Source organism: Actinomadura terrae (genome assembly GCF_022751215.1).
Classification (GTDB): Bacteria; Actinomycetota; Actinomycetes; order Streptosporangiales; family Streptosporangiaceae; genus Spirillospora; species Spirillospora terrae.
Genome location: NZ_JAICDG010000002.1, coordinates 221,373 through 238,502 on the forward strand (window position 1 = coordinate 221,373; position 17,130 = coordinate 238,502).

Genomic DNA, 17,130 nt, shown 5'->3' on the forward strand with positions numbered 1-17,130 from the left:
CTTATGGCGCGGGGCGGGCGCGCGGCCAGTAATGCTCGGCGAAGAGCCGCGCGACCAGCTCTCCCCGGCTCGACACCCCGGTCTTCTCGAACACGGTCTTGAGATGGTCGCGGACGGTGTGCGGCGAGATGAAAAGCCGCTCGGCGATCTCGCCCGTGGACAGCCCGCGCGCGACCTGCCCGGTGATCTCCAACTCGCGCGGCGTCAGCTCGTACGCCTCGGCGACGATCACCACCAGGTCGGACGCGGCGGCCGGCTCGATGACCAGCGCGACCGGGCCCGGCCGCCCGTCCGCGCCGGTCAGCGCCGAGGCGTGGCAGACCAGCCAGCGCCCCTCGACGGTCCGGACCCGCACCCGGGCGCCGCCCCGGTCGCGGCCCCGCGCGATCGCCGTGGCCTGGAGCGCGGTGCCGATCACCCAGATCGGCAGCCGCACGCCGAGCGCGGAGGGCACCGAAGGGCCGTCCGGGACGCGCGCGAGATGCTCCCGGGCCTCGGCGTTGATCGACGTGGCTTCCCCGGACAGGTCGAACAGCACCAGCCCCGGGCCGGGCGCGTCCGGCAGCGGCTCGGGCCCGGACGGGCGGGCGAAGCGCCGCAGCCGCGCGGCCAGCGGGCCCGAGAGGGCGGCGACGGCGTCCACCTCGTCCGGCGCGAACGAGCCGCCACCCGGGCCGCCCGCCGAGCGGAACAGGCTGACCACCGCCCAGGGACGCCCGGCAGCGCGGAGCACTGCGCGCAACTCGTCGTGCACGCCCTGGTCCTCCAGCAGTCGGCGGAAACGTGCGCTGCGTCCGGGAACGTCGCCGGTGGCGGCGCGCAGCCCGGCGGCGGGGACGGCGGCCCGCGCGAGGTCGCGGAACGGGACGACGTTCTCCTCCAGGATCTCGCTCTCCCAGTAGTCCGCGCACCGCTCGCGGCCGCCGAGGCCCTCGACCAGCATCGGCGCGGTGACCAGCCCGGTCTCGGGGTCGGTGGCCGTCCAGACCGCCGCGTCGAACGGCACCATCCGGCGCAGCCGCGCCGACGTCCGGCGGAACAGGTCCTCGGCGCCGGAGGCGCGGTCGAGCCCGGCCGTGAGATCGGCGCTCCGTCCGCCCATGAGCCCTCCCAAGCGATCTGGACACGCGCCCAGCCTGCGCGTTCGTCCCGTCCGCGCCAACCCCCCGTTTGAGGGGGACATTCCCAGGCGATCCCCTCGGCGAGGGGATGGGGGCCGCGCCCGTCCGCGCCGACGCTTCAGTCATGGACATCGCCATCATCGGGGGCGGCGCCGCCGCCACCGCACTCCTGGACGCACTCGCCGCCTGGCCGCCCGGCACCGGAACGATCACGGTGTTCGAGCCGTCCCGCCATCTGTGGCGGGGCCGCCCCTATGCCCTCGACCTCGAATCGGTGCTGGTCAACGCCCCGCCCGCGATCATGTCGATCCGGCACGGCGACCGCGACCACTACGGCGCCTGGCTCGGGACGCGCGGCGCCGCGCACATGGACGAGCGGTTCGGGCGGCCGCTCGTCCCGCGCGCCCTCTACGGCGAATATCTGGAGCAGACCGCCGAAAAGGCGCTGGCCCGGCTTCGCGAATCCGGCTGGCGCGTGCGAATCGTTTCGCGCCGGGTGGTCGGCGTGACGCGCACGCATCCCTTCACCGTTCACACCGACGACGGACGCGAGCACGGCGCGGACCAGATCGTCCTTTGTGTGGGCGGCGGCCGTCCGCACGACCATTACGACCTGAAGGGCGCCCCCGGATTCATCGGAGACCCTTATCCGCTCGCCCGCACGCTGACGACGATCCCGCCGGAAGCGGACGTGGCGATCGTCGGTAGCGGGCTGACTGCCGTGGACGTGACCGTCTCACTCGCCGCCCGGGGCCACACCGGACGCATCAGCCTGGTCTCGCGGACGGGAATGCTCCCCTACGTCTGGCAACGCCCTCTCGACCACCGTCCGCGCCACGTCACCGCCGACCGCGTTAATGCGCTTCCCGACGTCACGCTCGACAATCTGGTGGACCTGCTGCGGGCCGAACTCGCCGAGGCCGGGGAGGACCTCGACGAGCTCATCGCCGATATCCGAACGGCACCGGACGAGAATCCCGTCGACCGGTTGCGGCGGCAGATCGCGCTGATCGACGCGCCGGAGATCGGACGCCGCGTCCTCCAGGAAACGGCGCACTCCGTCGGCCCGCTCGCCTGGCGGCGGCTCAACGAGCGCGACAAGGACCGCCTCCGCGCCGGGTTCCGCGTCGCGACCGGGCTCGCGTCACCGATGGTGCCGGTGAACGCCGTGCGGCTGCTCGACCTGTTCGACTCCGGGCAGCTCGACATCGTCCGAGGCGTGACGGGAATCGAGTACGCCGACGGGAAATTCCGTGTGCGCGCCCGCGATACCGCGAGAAGCGCCGCGCGGGTCGTCAATGCCGTGAACCCGCCGCCCCACGCGCTCCCGCAGGACGCGTCCGCGCTGGTCACCACCCTGGTCGAGGGGGGAATGGCGGCGCGGTACCCGGCGGGCGGCATCGTCGCGTCCGACCCGCGCGTGCATATCGTCGGCGACCTCGCGGGCGACGGGTCCTTCATCACGTCGGGAATTCCGGGTGTGGCGGCGCAGGCCGCGGCCGCCGCCCACCGCATCGCCTAGCGGGCGGCCACTTGTGGACGAACGGGCGCGCGAAGCCGCGTCGCCGTCGCCTTTCGCTTGCCGTCTCCCGAGTTCCGGGACAGGCTTTTCACCGGACGGCGAAGGGGGATACGGCGCGTGGGCGACAGTACGACCGTCGAGTTGCAGTTGCCGGAGGGCGGGAGCGTTCTCGTCCGTGCCGAACAGGTGGACGGCGGCCGGGGCGGGCCCGCCAACATCGGCGTCAAGGACGCCCTGTCGTTCTCGGCGGTGAGCTCCGCCCTGCGCGGCATCGCCGCCGAGGTGCACCGCGCGGTCGCGGCCGTCCGGCCGGACGTGGCGGAGGTCGAGTTCGGGTTGGAGGTCGCGGTCAAGAACTCGAAGGTGATGTGCCTGCTCGTCGACGGGGAGACCAAGGCGACCCTCAAGGTCCGCCTCGAATGGAACGCGAATGGGAAATCCGATCGGGGCGGGTCCGCTCCCGCGTGACGACGCGGCGGCGCGGGCGCTCACCGACGCCCGCACCGGTATCGCCCGATTGCTGGACGCCTGCGTCGTCCTGATCCCCGCCGGTGACCTGCGCGGCGGAAGCGGCTTTCTGGTGGCCCCCGGTGCCGTTCTGACCTGCGCACATGTGGTGGCGCGAACGGAGCACGGCGCGACCGCGTGGGCCGCGCGACAGGTGGAGTTCCACTGGAACGGCGGCGTCTATTCGGGCACGGTCCGCGCCGTCCCGGAATATCGCGGCGACGGCGACCTGTGGGCCCATCCCGACCTCGCGCTGATCACCTGCGACGGCCTGCCCGACGGGCACCCCTACGCCTGGCTCGGCGACCGCCTGCCCAACGACCACACGCGGCTGTACGCCACCGGCTACAAACCGACCTACGGCGCGATGGAGGTCGGCGGCGTCTGGGTGGACTACGACTCTCCCCATGACGTGTTCGGGCAGCCGAAACTGTCGATGTCGAAAGGCGAGCTCGCGGCGGGAATGTCGGGCGGGCCCATTCTGGATCCGGCCACCGGCGCCGTCTGCGGGATACTGACCACCGCCCGCGAGCCGGATTCCCCATACGGCGGCCTCGGGACGCCCGTGACCGCCGTCCGGGAGGTGTTCCCCGAGGTCTGGGCGTCTGGCCAGCCGCCACGGGACGCCCGCTGGCGGGCCTTCCGCGACGAGCTCCTCGCGCGCGAGCGGCTGCGGAGCATCGGCGTCGAGTCGCTCCTGGCCGTCCTCGCCGCGATGCCCGAGGAGCACTACGACCTGCTGTTCGACCGCGTCTTCGACGGGCTCCGGCCGCTGCCCGAGCGGCCGCTGCGCACCCCGGAGGACCTCATCGAGGAGGTCGCCGACTCCGTCCCGGCCGCCGGACGCCCGCACCCGCTGGAGCGGCTGCACGCCGAGGCGACGGCGCTCGCCGGGCGGCCCCCCGGCTCCCGCATGGCGCGGATCGAGATCCACCTCACCCCGGCGGGGCACGACGCGCGGAAACTGCTGCTGTCGATCTGGAGCCATCGCGGCGGCCCCGAACAGTGCGCGGTGCTGGAGCACTGCGACGACACGGCGATGCCGATCGCGGACGCCCGGGAAAGGCTCGCGTCGATCCTCGTCGAGGTGATGCGGCGGCTCGGCGGCGACGAGTCGGCGATCGAGGACCTCGTCGTCGAATTCGTCATGCCGTTCGAGTTACTCGGCGGACGCGACGGCCACGACGCCGTCGACGAATGGTATGTCGGCAAGCCCTACCGGCTGCTCGGCGTGCAGTTCCCGGTCATCGTCCGGACGTGCGACCGCCCCTACGACGCTCTCGTGCACTGCCGCCGCCGGTGGCGCAGCCTTCAGGAGACACCGCCCGTACTGCGCTGGGCCGACTGCCGCGCCGAGGACAGCCTCGAACAGCTTTACGCGTCATTCCAGAACTCCGAGCCGCACGCCATGCTGATGGTCGGCTATCTGCCCGGCGAGGGACGCCGCAGGGAGGTGCTGGAGGCCGCCTTCGACGCGGGCCTGCCCGCCGCGATCTGGCGCCGCACCCCGTGCGAGCTGGGCGGACTGGCCTGTGGCAAGAACGGTGAATGCGCCGTGAAGGCCTTCCAGGAAGCCATCTCCGACCGTTTCTCCGGCCTTTCCTTCATCGAACTCCCCGGCCTGATCAGGACGCTGCGCGCGGAGGCGCGGGCGCAGGCGCGCGGCACCGACCACTGCGGCCGGGCCCTCACCGTGCTCTGGGACGACCCGACCAGGCCCGACCCCAATCGCGCGGCGCTGTCCGCCCCCCAAGGAGCGACCCGTTGAACGACGACTGGCGGATCTACGAGGGGACCGGCTCCCCGCACGACGGCATCGACCGCCTGCCACCGGCCCTCGCCTGGCGGCAATTCGAGGGAGAAGTCCCGGACGAGGACGTTCCGCTCCCCGAATGGCGGCCCGGCGACCGCGACCGCGCCCGCTCCTTCCTGCCCAACCAGACGACCGTCGACCTCACGAACGCGGCCCTTTACCTGCGGCGCCCATTGCTCGTGACAGGGCAGGCGGGGGTGGGGAAATCGACCCTCGCATTGTCGATCGCGCACGAACTCGGTCTCGGGCCCGTCCTGCGTTGGCCCATCACCAGCCGCTCGTCGCTCAAACAGGGCCTTTACACCTACGACGCCATCGGACGCCTCCACGATGTGAACCTTAAGGAACAGGCCGCCCAGTCCGACATCGGCCGCTACCTCACGCTCGGCCCGCTCGGTACCGCGCTGCTGCCCCGCGAGCGCCCGCGCGTCCTGCTGATCGACGAGATCGACAAGAGCGACATCGACCTGCCGAACGACCTGCTCACCATCTTCGAGGAAGGCGAGTTCGACATCCCCGAGCTGGTCCGCGTCGCCCAGGACCGGCCGCAGGTGCAGGTCACGACCGCCGACAGCGCTGGGCAACGGGTCGGCGTGCGCGGCGGCCGGGTCCGCTGCGCCGCCTTCCCGGTCATCGTGCTCACCAGCAACGGCGAGCGCGAGTTCCCGCCCGCGTTCCTGCGCCGCTGCGTCCCGCTGACGATCTCGCCGCCCACCCGCGAGCAGCTCGCGAGCATCGTCCGCGCCCGGCTCGGCGAGGAAATGGAGAACACGAGCGAGGACCTGCTGGCGCGCTTCGTGGAAAGGCAGCACAGCGGCCGGGAGCTCGCCACCGACCAGCTCCTCAACGCGGTCTACTTCCGTTTCGAGGCGGCGCGCAGGCAGGGGACCTGTATCGAGGACGTCGCCGAGAAACTGATCGAGCACCTGCGCACGACGACGGACTGACGATGGCGTCCATCGAGGATCTTCTGGCCGCGCTGGAGGCGCTCGGCGTCCGGGGCACCGACCGGGAGATCGCCGAGACCCTGTGGCTGGCCGAGCAGTTCGGCTCGGCCGCGCCCGCGTCCAGGCGCGAACGCGAACGCCGCGCGCCCGCCGAGCCGCCCGAACCCGGCCCCCCGGCACCGCCCCGCCCGCAACTCGGCGAACCCGCCGGGCCGCGCCCGGTCGAGAACCGCGTCGCGCTCCACCCGCCCGAGCCCGTGATCGAGGGCGCCGCCCGCGAGACCGGCCGCGCCGTGGCCGCCCGCGCGCCCGCCGTCACACCGCTGCCCCAGGGCCTCGACATCCTGCGCGCGCTGCGCCCGCTCAAGCGGCGGTTCCCCTCCGACCACGCGCTCGTCCTGGACGAGGACGCCACCGCCGACCGGGGCGCCGACGAGAAGGTGCTGCTCCCGGTGCTCGTCCCGGAGTCGCGGCGCTGGCTCGGCCTGTCGATCGTGGTCGACGCCGGGCCGTCGATGGCGGTGTGGCGGTCGCTGGCCCTCGAACTCCGCCGGCTCCTGGAGACGCTCGGAGCGTTCCACGACATACGGCTGTGGTACCTGCGGCGCCTGCCCGGCGGCGGCCTCGGCCTGCACGCCGGGCCGGGGAGCGGGACCGCGCCGCGCAGCGCCAAACAGATCATCGACCCGTCCGGGCGGCGGCTGACGCTGATGCTGAGCGACTGCGTCGGCGATATCTGGCACGACGGCGAAGCCCTCAAGGTGCTGGACGACTGGGGGCGCCACGGCCCGGTCGCGATCCTCCAACCATTTCCGCAGCGCCTCTGGAAACGCACGGGCCTGAACGTCGTCCCGGCGCGTTTCAACGCGTGCGAGGCAGGGGTGCCGAACGCCCGGCTCACGGTGGAAAGGCGCGGCCGTCGCCCACCTAGCGGCGATGTCCCCGACGGGCAGGGCATTCCCATTCCCGTCCTCGAAATCGAGCCGGAATGGCTCGGGCCCTGGGCGAAACTGCTCGCCGCGAACGCGCCGGGCGGCATCGACGGCATGGTCGCCTGGACGCGCCCCGTTTCCCAGCCCGTGGATGAGGAACCGCCCGACCTTGTCGTTCCCGGCGACCGCGACGCGTCGCCGGAACAGCGGGTCGCCGCGTTCCGGGCCGCGTCACCGCAGGCGTACCGGCTCGCCGGATACCTCTCCACGGTGCCGCTGTCGCTGCCGGTGATGCGCCTCGTCCAGCAGCTGATGCTGCGCGACAGCCGTCCGTCCCACCTGGCGGAGGTGCTGGACAGCGGCCTGCTGCACATCGTCGGCGAGGCCGCCGCCGACCCCGACGAGACCCGCTACGCCTTCGACGAGGGCGTCGCCGAGGTGTTGCAGTGCACGATCCGCCGGTCCGAGGCCGTCCGGGTCATCGAGGAGGTCAACGCCTTCGTCACCGAGCGGCTCGGACAGCCCCGCGCGACCGGCGTGCTCCTGGAAATGCGCGCCGCGCCCGGAGGCCGCGCCCTTTCGCCGTCCAGCAGGCCGTTCGCCGAGTTCTCCACCGACCTTCTCGGACGCCTCGGCGGCGACTACGCGGAACTGGCCAAGCCCCGTGTCGACGCGCCCCCGCGAAGAACCCCGCGAACGCTGGTCGAACACGTGGACGCCGTGGTCGTCGGCTCCGGATTCGGCGGCTCCGTCGCGGCGTACCGGCTGGCCGAGGCGGGCCATTCCGTGGTCCTTCTGGAACGCGGCCGCCCCTACCCGCCGGGCAGCTTCGCCCGCTCGCCGTCCGAACGGGAAAAGGCATTCTGGGAACCGGATGCCCGGCAGTACGGACTGTTCGACATCTGGACCTTCGACGGTGGCGACTCGGTCGTGTCGGCGGGCCTTGGCGGCGGTTCGCTGATATCCGCCAACGTCCTGATGCGAAAGGACGAGCGCTGGTTCGAGTCATGGCCGATCTCGCGGGCCGACCTCGACCCGCATTACGACGCCGTCGAGCGGATGACAGGCGTGACGCCCTACCCGATCGACCACAGGCCGTACGACGACACCCCGAAGACGCACGCGATGCGGGACGCGGCGTCCGAACTCGGCCTCGACTTCACGCTTCCACCGCTGGCGGTCAGTTTCGCCGGCGAACCGGGTGGAACTCCGGGCCTCAGCCTGCCCCTCGTCAATCGGGACTTCCCCGACCTGCACGGAATCCCCCGCCGGACCTGCCGGCTGTGCGGCGAATGCGTCATCGGCTGCAACGACGGTTCGAAGAACACGCTCGACTTCACCTATCTCTCGGCCGCCGCGCACCACGGCGCCGATCTCCGCACGTCCCACGAGGTGAAGGCGATCCGTCCCCGGCCGGGCGGGGGATACGAGGTCGACTACGTCCACCACGTCGAAACGGAAAAGCGGCGCCCCCGGATCCATACGCTGTCCTGCGACAAATTGATTCTCGGCGCGGGCGCATACGGGACGACGTACCTGCTGCTGAAGTCCCGCACCGCGTTCCCGGGCCTGAGCGACGCGCTCGGAACCCGGTTCAGCGGCAACGGCGACCTGCTGACCTTCCTGCAAAGGACCAGGGACAACACCCGGACACGACCGCTCGACGCCAGCCGGGGCCCCGTGACCACCAGCGCGATCCGGCTGCCGGACGGCTTCGACGGCTATGTCGAGGACGGCGGCTATCCGAATTTCACCGACTGGCTCGTCCAACCTCTCGACAGCGAAGTCCAGCGCGTGACGAGGTATCTGACGAGCAGGTTCACCGACTTCCTCACGCGCACGCCGGAATCTCACCTCGCCCGGGAATTGTCGGAGATGATCGGCGAAGGTGCCCTGTCCGCCGGTGCGCTGCCGCTGGTCGGCATGGGGGACGACGCCGCCGACGGTCGGCTGCGGCTGGAGCGCGGGCGGCTCGCCGCCGACTGGACGACGGAAGGCGGCGAGGCCCACTTCACGCGGCTTCGCCGGACGATGCAGCGTATGGCGCACGTCCTCGGCGCCGAGTACGCCGACAATCCCGCATGGTTCCGGCCCCGGATTCTCACCATCCACCCCCTGGGCGGCGCGCCCATGGGCCGCCATCCCGGCGAAGGCGTCTGCGACGAGTTCGGCGAGGTCTTCGGATATCCGGGCCTCTACATCGCCGACGGCGCCGCGATGCCGGGCGCGGTCGGCTCGAACCCGGCACTGACCATCGCCGCCCACGCCGACCGCATGAGCACGCACATCGCGGAATCGTCCCCGGCCGTCCGGGTCTTCCCCACGTCCGGGAACCCGGACGCGACATCGCTGTCGTTCACCGAGGAACTACAGGGCTATTTCACCTTCGGCAGGGCCGAACCCCGGGCCGGTGAAATGTCGGCCAAGCGCGAACGGATGACGGTCGAGATCGGCGCGGTCATCGATGACACGAGACGCTTCCTGAGCGAGCCCGGGCGCCGGGCCGAAGTCGGCGGATGGGTGAGGTACGGGGAGCAGCGATACGGCGTGAAGGGGACCCTCACCATGGATGCCGAGGCCGGGGACTCCCAGCAGATGAGGTACCGCCTCTACGACATAGTCGGACACCGGACGCTGGTCATCGAGAGAAGCGTCTCGAACCCTTCGGCGGGGCAACCGGTGAGGCTTTTCCCGGGCCGGGTCGCGGAAGGCGGGGAGGACGGCGCCCAGGCCACCGGAGCGGGAGTCCTGTATCTCCGGCTCTCGAACTTTGCGCGCGTGCTGAACTCTTTCCACACGCGCGGTCCCCACGGCGGCGACGCCATGGACCATGTCGGGCCCCTGCTGTACGGCCCTATGTGGGGGGACTGGGGCCCGAGGGAGTGACACCCGCCCGCCGGGGCCAACTTTCGCAAAAGCCCTGGTCAACAGCGGTGTGATCGTGGTTTGGCGCGGCCGCCGTCGGACATGTCGGGCTTTGTGGGCATTAGTCCGCCGGGGCTGTGGCCATGGACGAGGGGAGGTTCCGATGACGACCAGAGCCATGCACGAGCGCCCAGAGGCGCGCCACCCGCATCGGACGTCCGGATGGTTGACGTTCGCGGGCACGCTGGCCATGGTGGTCGGCGCGTTCAACGTCATCGACGGGCTGGTGGCGTTGTTCAACGACGACTACTACCTCGTCGCCCAGAACAAGATCATGGTCTTCAACTTCACCGCGTGGGGATGGTTCTGGCTGATCCTGGGCGCGATCCAGGTCGCGGTGGGCCTGAGCATCCTGACCGGCAAGCTGTGGGCCCGCGCGGCCGGCGTCCTGTTCGCGGTGCTCGCCGCGATCGGGCACGTGGCCTTCCTCCAGGCGTATCCGCTCTGGTCGGTGCTGACGATCGCGATGTGCGTCCTGCTGATCTACGCGCTCACCGCGCCGCCCGCCGGAGCGACCGGCGCTTAGCCGCAGCCGCCCCTACCCACGCGAATCCCCGGGCCCGGGAGGGCCCGGGGATTCACGGCGTCACGCGTAACCGAGGTGTCCCGCGAGCCTGCCGATCTCCTCGACCATGGCGTGGGGGAGCCCGCAGAACGCCTCCCGCAGGCTCACGTCCGGCAGGGACGGCGGGAGCGTCTCCGGTGAGCGGAGGGGGTCGTGCTCCCCGGTACCGGCTCCGGCGAAGACCCAGTCCTCGGCGGGCTTCACCAGGGCGGCGTCGGTGCCGTCCACCCCGAGCCAGTCGAAGATTCCGGGCAGGTGCGCGGCGGGGTCGGTGAGCACCTCCTCGGCGCGCACGCTGATCGAGCGTCCGGGAGGCAGCGACGCGAGCGCGGACACCGCCCGCAGGTGCCCGCGATACCAGGCGGACGCCCCGCGCTCCAGCAGTTCGCCTTCGCCGTCGGACGGGAACAGGTCGCGCCACTGCTCCCGCATCGACCGCGCCGTGGTCACCGGATGCCGGACGAGATGGACGTACCGCGCGTCCGGGTACGCCGCGAAACAGCGCCGGAGCCCCTCGGGGTGCATCAGCGTGTCCGTCGACCTCTCCACCGGAATGCACCGTTCCAGGCGCGCGCGGAGATGGTCGAACAGGCGCGGCGTCGGCCAGTCGTGGCGTTCTTCGAGCCACCGGCGCGCCCGCTCGACGGCCGGTGCGTCCTGGCGGCCTTCGTGGATCTCGGCGACCGCGCGCAGCGGTCCGCTCAGCCGGGCCTCGACCCAGCTCTTCGGGAGGTTCGGGCGGCGCGTGCCCTCGTCCAGCAGCTCCGCGACGGTGGTCGCGCCGAACAGCAGCAGCTCTGGAAATCCGTAGATTCGGTCGTGTCCGGAAAGCAGGGCGACGAGGGCGGTCGAGCACGAGCGTGCCGGGGCGAGGACGAACACGGGGCTTTCCCGGTTCTCCCGGGCGTGGACGGGGCCTTCTACAGGGGTTGGCGCAGGCATGACGGCTCCTCGGCCCGCCGCTCCATCATGTGGGCGGCCGGGCGGTCAGGCGAGCGGGTCGGGGTGGGTCGAGCTCGTCGGGGGCGGGACGGGTCGTCCGGTCGCCGCATTGGATCTGTGGGGGTGGGGGGCGGGTGACCGGGATCATGACCCACCCGCATCGTAGGCCGACCGCCCCGGTTTCGGGGGCCGTCTGGCCGATGCGGGGGTTTCGGCTCCCGGGGACCCGGCGCCGTGCGCATTCCGGAAGATGCCCGGCCCGGTGCGGGGGTGGAAGCGTCGTGTGTGGCGGCCCGGGGCGCCGCCGATCGGTCGTCGTTCGTCGGGTTCGCGAGGAGGATGCGATGTTGGCCAGGGATGCTGTGGGTCAGGACGAGCTGGTCGGGCGTGCCGTGGAGGCGGCGCGCGCGGCGGGGGCGCATGTGGAGTGGTCCGATCGGAATCGTCGGCTGGCCGATGAGCAGATCCAGATCCTGGCCGACGCGGGGATCTTCAAGCTGCGGACCCCGGCCCGGTTCGGCGGTTACGAGGCCGACACCGCGACGCTGGTGCGGATCGGTGCGGAGCTGGGAGCGGTGGACGGGTCGCTGGGCTGGACCGCGCAGGTGTACTGGATTCCGACCTGGATGGTCGGCCACTTCCCCGAGTCGGTGCAGGAGGAGGTGTTCTCCACCCCCGACGTGCGGGTGTGCGGCACGCTCAGCCCCTCGGGCATGGCCACCGAGGTCGACGGCGGGATCGTCGTGAACGGCCGGTGGGGGTTCATCACCGGCGCCCATCACGCGCACTGGCAGGAGATCATCGCGGTCGTGGTCAGCGCCGAGGCCGAGCCGATGCCGGTGATGGCGCTGGTCCCCATGTCCGACCTGGAGGTGGGCGACGACTGGGACACCTACGGGCTGCGCGGCACCGGGAGCGTGAGCACCTCGGCCACCGACCTGTTCATCCCCTCCGAGCGCGTCGTCCCGCTCGGCGCGGTGCTGGAGGGCCGCTCCGGCGGTGATGGCCCGGCGATGTACCGGGCGCCGCTGGTGCCGGTCGCCTCGGCGTCCTCGGTCGGTGTCGCGGTCGGCCTGGCCCGCGCCGCCCGGGACCTGTTCGGGGAGCGGCTGCCGAACCGGAAGATCACCTACACCTCCTACGACCGCCAGGGCGAGGCGCCCGTCACCCACCTGCGGGCCGCGCGCGGCGAGCAGCTGATCGACGAGGCGCGGTTCCACGCCCAGCGGCTGGCCGACCTGGTCGATTCCGGTGCGGCCTCGGGCACGCCCTGGACGCTGGCCGACCGGGTCGCCGCGCGCGGGATGCTCGGCGCCTCCTGCGGCCGCGCCCGCGAGGCGGTCGAGACGTTCGCGCAGGCCAGCGGCGGATCCTCGGTGTATCGGGGGGTGTCGATGGGGCAGATCCTGGCCGACGTCCAGGCGGTCAACCTGCACGCGCTGATGAACCCCGAGACCAACGCCGAGCTGCACGGCCGGATGCTGTGCGACCAGGAACCCAACACCCTCTACATCTGATGCCACCCACCGGCGGCCCGGGAGGGAGAACACCGTGAGCGGCGCCATTTCGTCCCCCGCGGTCAAGCATGTGCCGGTCAGCGAGGCCATGCGCGCGTATCTGGCGCGCTCGTGCAGTCCCCCGGACGCCGCGCTGACCAGCCTGATCGAGAAGACGGCCGCGCTCGGCGACCAGGGGGGCATGATGGTGCCCGCCGAGCAGGCCGCGCTGCTCACCCTGCTCGCCCGGACCGTCGGCGCGCGGACGGTCGTGGACGTGGGGACGTTCACCGGCCTGTCCGCGCTGGCGTTCGCCCAGGGGCTCGCGCCCGGCGGGACGGTCATCACCTGCGACGTGTCCGACGAGCACGCCGAGCTGGCGCGCGAGCACTGGGAGCTGGCGGACGTGTCGGACCGTGTCGACTTCCGACTCGGCGCGGCGGGCCGGACGCTCGCCGCGCTGCCGGACGACCTAGCCGCCGACATCGTCTTCATCGACGCCGACAAGATGAACTACCTGAACTACCACGCGCTGGCCGTGCCGCTGCTGCGGCCGGGCGGCCTGCTGATCGCCGACAACGTCCTGCTCGACGGCTACGTCATGGACCCCGACCTCGCCGACGACACGCTCATGCGCAGTTGCGCGCGGAAACTCCGTGAATTCAACGCGGCGCTCGCGTCCGACGACAGGCTCGACACGGTCATGCTGCCCATCGCCGACGGTCTGACCATCGCCCGGAAACGCTGAACGGCACGACGGCCGTCCCACGAACGCGGGCGGTCCGGATCCTCACCACAAGCTCGGTACCCCCGGATCCGGACCGCCCGTACTTCTTTTCCCTAGGCCTTCTGGGCGGTCGCCGCGACCTCGCGGGCGAGCGTTCCGGCGTCGCAGTCGCCGAAAAGGACGCCGATGTCCAGCACGACCCCGAACTCGTCCTCGACCCGCGCGACGATGCGGGCCGCGGAGATCGACTGCCCCTGGAGCTCGAAGAACGTGGCGTTCTCCTCGCCCTCGCCGGCGTTCAGCACGTCCGCCCAGATCTTCCTGACCCGGTCCTCGATCTCCTGCGGACTCAAGGCACCCATCATGCGGCTCCCTTTTCCTCGTGACAATGCCGCCGGTGAACGCGGCGCAGCAGGTCCATCGTCATCGTGGCCGCGCCGGCCCGGCATCCTGGCGATTGCGCTTTCCCAGGTCGCCCCGCCCGGGAAGTCGCCGCGCAATTCATGAGAAGCGTGCCGGTTCGGCGCCGTGTGAGGATCCATAACTGTCAAAGGAGGTGAAATGGCGGCGACGAATTCAGCGGCGGTACGGGAGCGGCGGCCCGCCATTTCCCGCGCCCAGGAGGGGCTCTGGTTCCTGGACCGGCTGACCCCGTCCGCGCCCGCGCTGATCCTGCGCAGGAGCTACCGGGTGACGGGCGAGCTGGACGCGGGCAGGCTGGACCTGGCCTGGCGCGCCGTCACCGAACGGCACCGGGTCCTGCGGACCCGGATCGTGCGGGTGGACGGACGGCCGGTGCCACGGGTCGACCCGCTGGCCCTCGCCACAGTGGGCCACCGCCTCGACCTCGCCGAGGGCCCGGTGGCCGGGCTCACGATCGTGCGGACCGGCCCGTCCGAGCACCGGATCCTGCTGGACGCGCACCGCGCGGTCGCGGACCGCGCCTCGCTCGCGATCCTCGCCGGCGAGCTGTCCGCCGCCTACGGCACCGGCCGCGCGCCCGACGTCCAGGCCCCCCGATACGCCGACTACCTGCGGTGGGAGGCCGAGGCGGAGTGGCAGGCCGCACGCCGGTACTGGGACGGCGCGCTCACCGCGCCCCCGCCCGCGCTGCCCTTCGACCGGGGCAGCGGCGCGCCCGTCGCGGTGCCCTTCGACTGGGGGCCCGGGACCGCCGCGCGGGTGGCCGCGCTCGCCGACCGGTGCGCCACCACGCCCGAGATCGTGCTGCTCACGGCGTTCCACGCGCTGCTCTCCCGCTACTCCGGTGGCGGCGTCGTGCCGGTCACGGTGCCGATGGACGTGCGTCCGGCGGGCTTCGAGCGCACGGTCGGGCCGCTGGAGAACCCGGTGGTGGTGTGCGGCGACGCCTCGGGCGGGCCGTCCTTCGCCGTGCTGGTCGCCCGGGTCGCGCGCGCCCACGCCGAGGCCCACGAGCACCGCGGCCTGCCGTTCGCCGACGCACTACGGTCGATGCGGGCCGATCGCGACCCGGACCGCGTGCCCTGGAGCGACGCGACGTTCGTCCCGCCGATCACGGTGGCCGACACGCTGGTCCTCGGCGAGGCCCGCGTCGAACTCCTCCCGGTGGCCGACGCCGAACCCGCCGACCTGTGCCTGAGCCTCGACGAGACGCGGCGGACGGTCAGCGGCAGGCTGACCCACCGCGCGCACCCGGACGCGCCCGACCCGTCCGCCATGCTCGACCACCTGCGGACCCTCGTCCAGGCGGCGACCGATGACCCCTACGTCCTGATCGGCGACCTGCCCCTGGAGCGGCGGGTCCTGCTGGCCGACGACCGGCTCGCCGCCGGCGCCCCGCGCGAGCCCGTCCACATGCTCCTCGGCCGGCACCGCGACGGCACCGCCATGACCTGGCCGGACGGGGAGCTCTCCTACCCGGCCCTCCAGAAGCGGGCCGCCGCGTCCGCGTCCCGGCTGGCGGAGATCGGCGTCGACGGGGCACCGGTCGCGATCCGCATGGCGCACGGGCCCGCGCAGCTCACCGCGTCCGTCGCCGTGCACCTGGCCGGCGGGCACGTGGTGTGGTTCGGGCCGGGGGACGCGGGCGAGCGCGGCCGGTCGGTGCTGACCGAGCTGCGCCCCGCCTGCCTGATCACCGAGACCCCGGACGCGCCGCTGGAGCGCTGGTACCACGACCACCTCGGCGGCACGCTGCTCCTCCCGTCCGATCTCGCCCCGGGCGGAGCGGCCGAGGCCCCCGTCCCGCCGTCCGACCTGGAGCGGCTCGCCTACGCCGCCTACACCTCGGGCTCGACCGGCAAGCCCAAGGGCATCGCGCAGACGCACGGCGCACTCGCCCAGTTCGCGAGCTGGCTGGCGGACGAATGCGGCATCGTCGCCGACTCGCGCGTCGCCCTGTGGGTCGCCCCCGAACACGACCCGAGCCTGTGCGAGATCTTTGCGACGCTGGTCGCGGGCGGCACGCTGTGCGTGATCCCCGACCGGCTCCGGCTGCGTCCCGAGGCGCTGCTGGAATGGCTGCGGGACGAGCGGATCACCTTCCTCCAGACCGTCCCCAGCTTCGCGGCCGAACTGCTGCGCGCCGCCCACGAGGGCGCCGGCGGATGGCCCCGGACGCTGGACCGCGTCGCGCTGATGGGCGAGGCCCTCCCGGCGGAGCTGGTGAACGGGCTGCGCGCGGCGGCCCCGCACGCGCGGATCTTCAACGGCTACGGCCCGACCGAGACCATCGCCGCCACCTGGCACGAGTTCACCGCGCCGGTGGCCGCGACCGCCCCGATCGGCCATCCCATCCCGGGCCGCCAGGTGCTCGTGCTGGACGGGAACGACCGGCCGTGCCCGGCGGGCGTCACCGGGGAGATCGTGATCCGCAGCCCGTTCGCCGCCGACGGCTACATCGGCGGCGACGACACGGGCGCCTTCCGGCCCGTCCCGGGCCTGGGCGGCGCGATCCGCTGCTACCGGACGGGCGACCTCGGCCGCTGGGGCTTCGACGGGACGCTGGAGTTCCGCGGCCGCCGCGACCACCAGGTGAAGCTCGGCGGCAACCGCGTCGAGATCGCCGGGGTCGAGGCGGAGCTGGCGGCGCACCCGTCCGTGCGCGAGTGCGCGGTCGTCCCGGTCACCGACGACCGGGGCCTGGTCACGCACCTGCTCGCCCATGTCGTACCGCGGGACGGCGCCGAGGCCGCCCCGCACGCCTGGCGCGCCCACCTCAACCAGCGGCTGGGCGCGTCCATACGGCTGATCGCCTTCCACACCCTGGAGGCCGGACTGCCGCGCAACATCGCGGGGAAGGTGGACCGCCGCCGCCTGCCGGAACCGGCCCGGGTGCTGGCCCGGCGGGGCCGCGCCCCGGCGTCCGATATCGAACGCGCACTGGCGGACATCTGGCGCGACCTGCTCGGGGCCGCCCCGGAGACCGTCGAGGAGAGCTTCTTCTCGGCCGGCGGCCACTCGCTGCTGGTACCCGCGCTCGCCCAGCGAATACACGGCAGATTCGGCGTGCCGGTCTCCCTCCGGGAATGCCTGCTGCGCCCTTCGCTCGCCGGAATGGCGGCTCTGATCGAGTCCGTCACTGTCAATTCCCGTCCCCACAACGACGAGCGCCGTCGTGATCGAGTGAGAGGTTGAGTTTGGTGGATTCCG

12 protein-coding genes are annotated in these 17,130 nt (G+C 72.5%); 9 read left to right on the forward strand and 3 right to left on the reverse strand.

The annotated features are described in order from the left end of the window. Position 1: 1 nt before the first annotated feature. On the reverse strand, positions 2 to 1,102 hold the full coding sequence (locus K2F47_RS11130; RefSeq protein ID WP_242902796.1) for a helix-turn-helix domain-containing protein: 1,101 nt from the start codon (positions 1,100 to 1,102) through the stop codon (positions 2 to 4). A 143-nt stretch (positions 1,103 to 1,245) separates the two neighbouring features. Here K2F47_RS11130 and K2F47_RS11135 point away from each other — a divergent pair, with 143 nt between their 5' ends. The 6 genes from K2F47_RS11135 (at position 1,246) to K2F47_RS11160 (ending at position 10,293) form a co-directional block, all read left to right on the forward strand. Continuing rightward, positions 1,246 to 2,643, forward strand: coding sequence for an FAD/NAD(P)-binding protein (locus K2F47_RS11135; protein ID WP_242902797.1), 1,398 nt, complete (start codon positions 1,246 to 1,248; stop codon positions 2,641 to 2,643). Between the two features lie 117 nt (positions 2,644 to 2,760). Next, positions 2,761 to 3,111, forward strand: a complete 351-nt coding sequence (locus K2F47_RS11140) for a CU044_2847 family protein (protein ID WP_242902798.1) — start codon at positions 2,761 to 2,763, stop codon at positions 3,109 to 3,111. Continuing rightward, the gene (locus tag K2F47_RS11145) at positions 3,074 to 4,918 is read left to right on the forward strand and encodes a VMAP-C domain-containing protein (protein ID WP_242902799.1); all 1,845 of its coding nucleotides are present in this window, start codon (positions 3,074 to 3,076) and stop codon (positions 4,916 to 4,918) included. The genes K2F47_RS11140 and K2F47_RS11145 overlap by 38 nt, the downstream gene beginning before the upstream one ends. Beyond that, positions 4,915 to 5,910 (forward strand): AAA family ATPase, encoded by a 996-nt coding sequence (locus K2F47_RS11150; protein WP_242902800.1) that lies wholly within the window; start codon positions 4,915 to 4,917, stop codon positions 5,908 to 5,910. The genes K2F47_RS11145 and K2F47_RS11150 overlap by 4 nt, the downstream gene beginning before the upstream one ends. Before the next feature lie 2 nt (positions 5,911 to 5,912). Continuing rightward, the gene (locus K2F47_RS11155) at positions 5,913 to 9,728 is read left to right on the forward strand and encodes a GMC family oxidoreductase (protein ID WP_242902801.1); all 3,816 of its coding nucleotides are present in this window, start codon (positions 5,913 to 5,915) and stop codon (positions 9,726 to 9,728) included. 142 nt (positions 9,729 to 9,870) lie between these two features. Next, positions 9,871 to 10,293, forward strand: coding sequence for a DUF7144 family membrane protein (locus K2F47_RS11160; protein ID WP_242902802.1), 423 nt, complete (start codon positions 9,871 to 9,873; stop codon positions 10,291 to 10,293). 60 nt (positions 10,294 to 10,353) lie between these two features. On the opposite strand, the gene K2F47_RS11165 is transcribed toward K2F47_RS11160, so the two are convergent. Then, entirely contained in the window at positions 10,354 to 11,274 is a 921-nt protein-coding gene (locus K2F47_RS11165) for a sulfotransferase family protein (protein ID WP_242902803.1), read from the reverse strand. Between the two features lie 344 nt (positions 11,275 to 11,618). Here K2F47_RS11165 and K2F47_RS11170 point away from each other — a divergent pair, with 344 nt between their 5' ends. Both K2F47_RS11170 and K2F47_RS11175 read left to right on the forward strand, forming a co-directional pair. Next, positions 11,619 to 12,791 carry an acyl-CoA dehydrogenase family protein gene (locus K2F47_RS11170; RefSeq protein WP_242902804.1) on the forward strand — a complete coding sequence of 391 codons (1,173 nt, stop codon included), beginning with the start codon at positions 11,619 to 11,621 and terminating at the stop codon, positions 12,789 to 12,791. 34 nt (positions 12,792 to 12,825) lie between these two features. After that, positions 12,826 to 13,518, forward strand: a complete 693-nt coding sequence (locus tag K2F47_RS11175) for an O-methyltransferase (RefSeq protein ID WP_242902805.1) — start codon at positions 12,826 to 12,828, stop codon at positions 13,516 to 13,518. Between the two features lie 92 nt (positions 13,519 to 13,610). Here the strand turns inward: K2F47_RS11175 and K2F47_RS11180 are convergent, their stop codons facing one another. After that, positions 13,611 to 13,850: a phosphopantetheine-binding protein gene (locus K2F47_RS11180; protein ID WP_242902806.1), complete on the reverse strand. Its 240-nt coding sequence runs from the start codon at positions 13,848 to 13,850 to the stop codon at positions 13,611 to 13,613. A gap of 208 nt (positions 13,851 to 14,058) precedes the next feature. On the opposite strand from K2F47_RS11180, the gene K2F47_RS11185 reads away from it, so the two are divergent. Next, positions 14,059 to 17,115: an AMP-binding protein gene (locus tag K2F47_RS11185; protein WP_242902807.1), complete on the forward strand. Its 3,057-nt coding sequence runs from the start codon at positions 14,059 to 14,061 to the stop codon at positions 17,113 to 17,115. Positions 17,116 to 17,130: the final 15 nt, after the last annotated feature.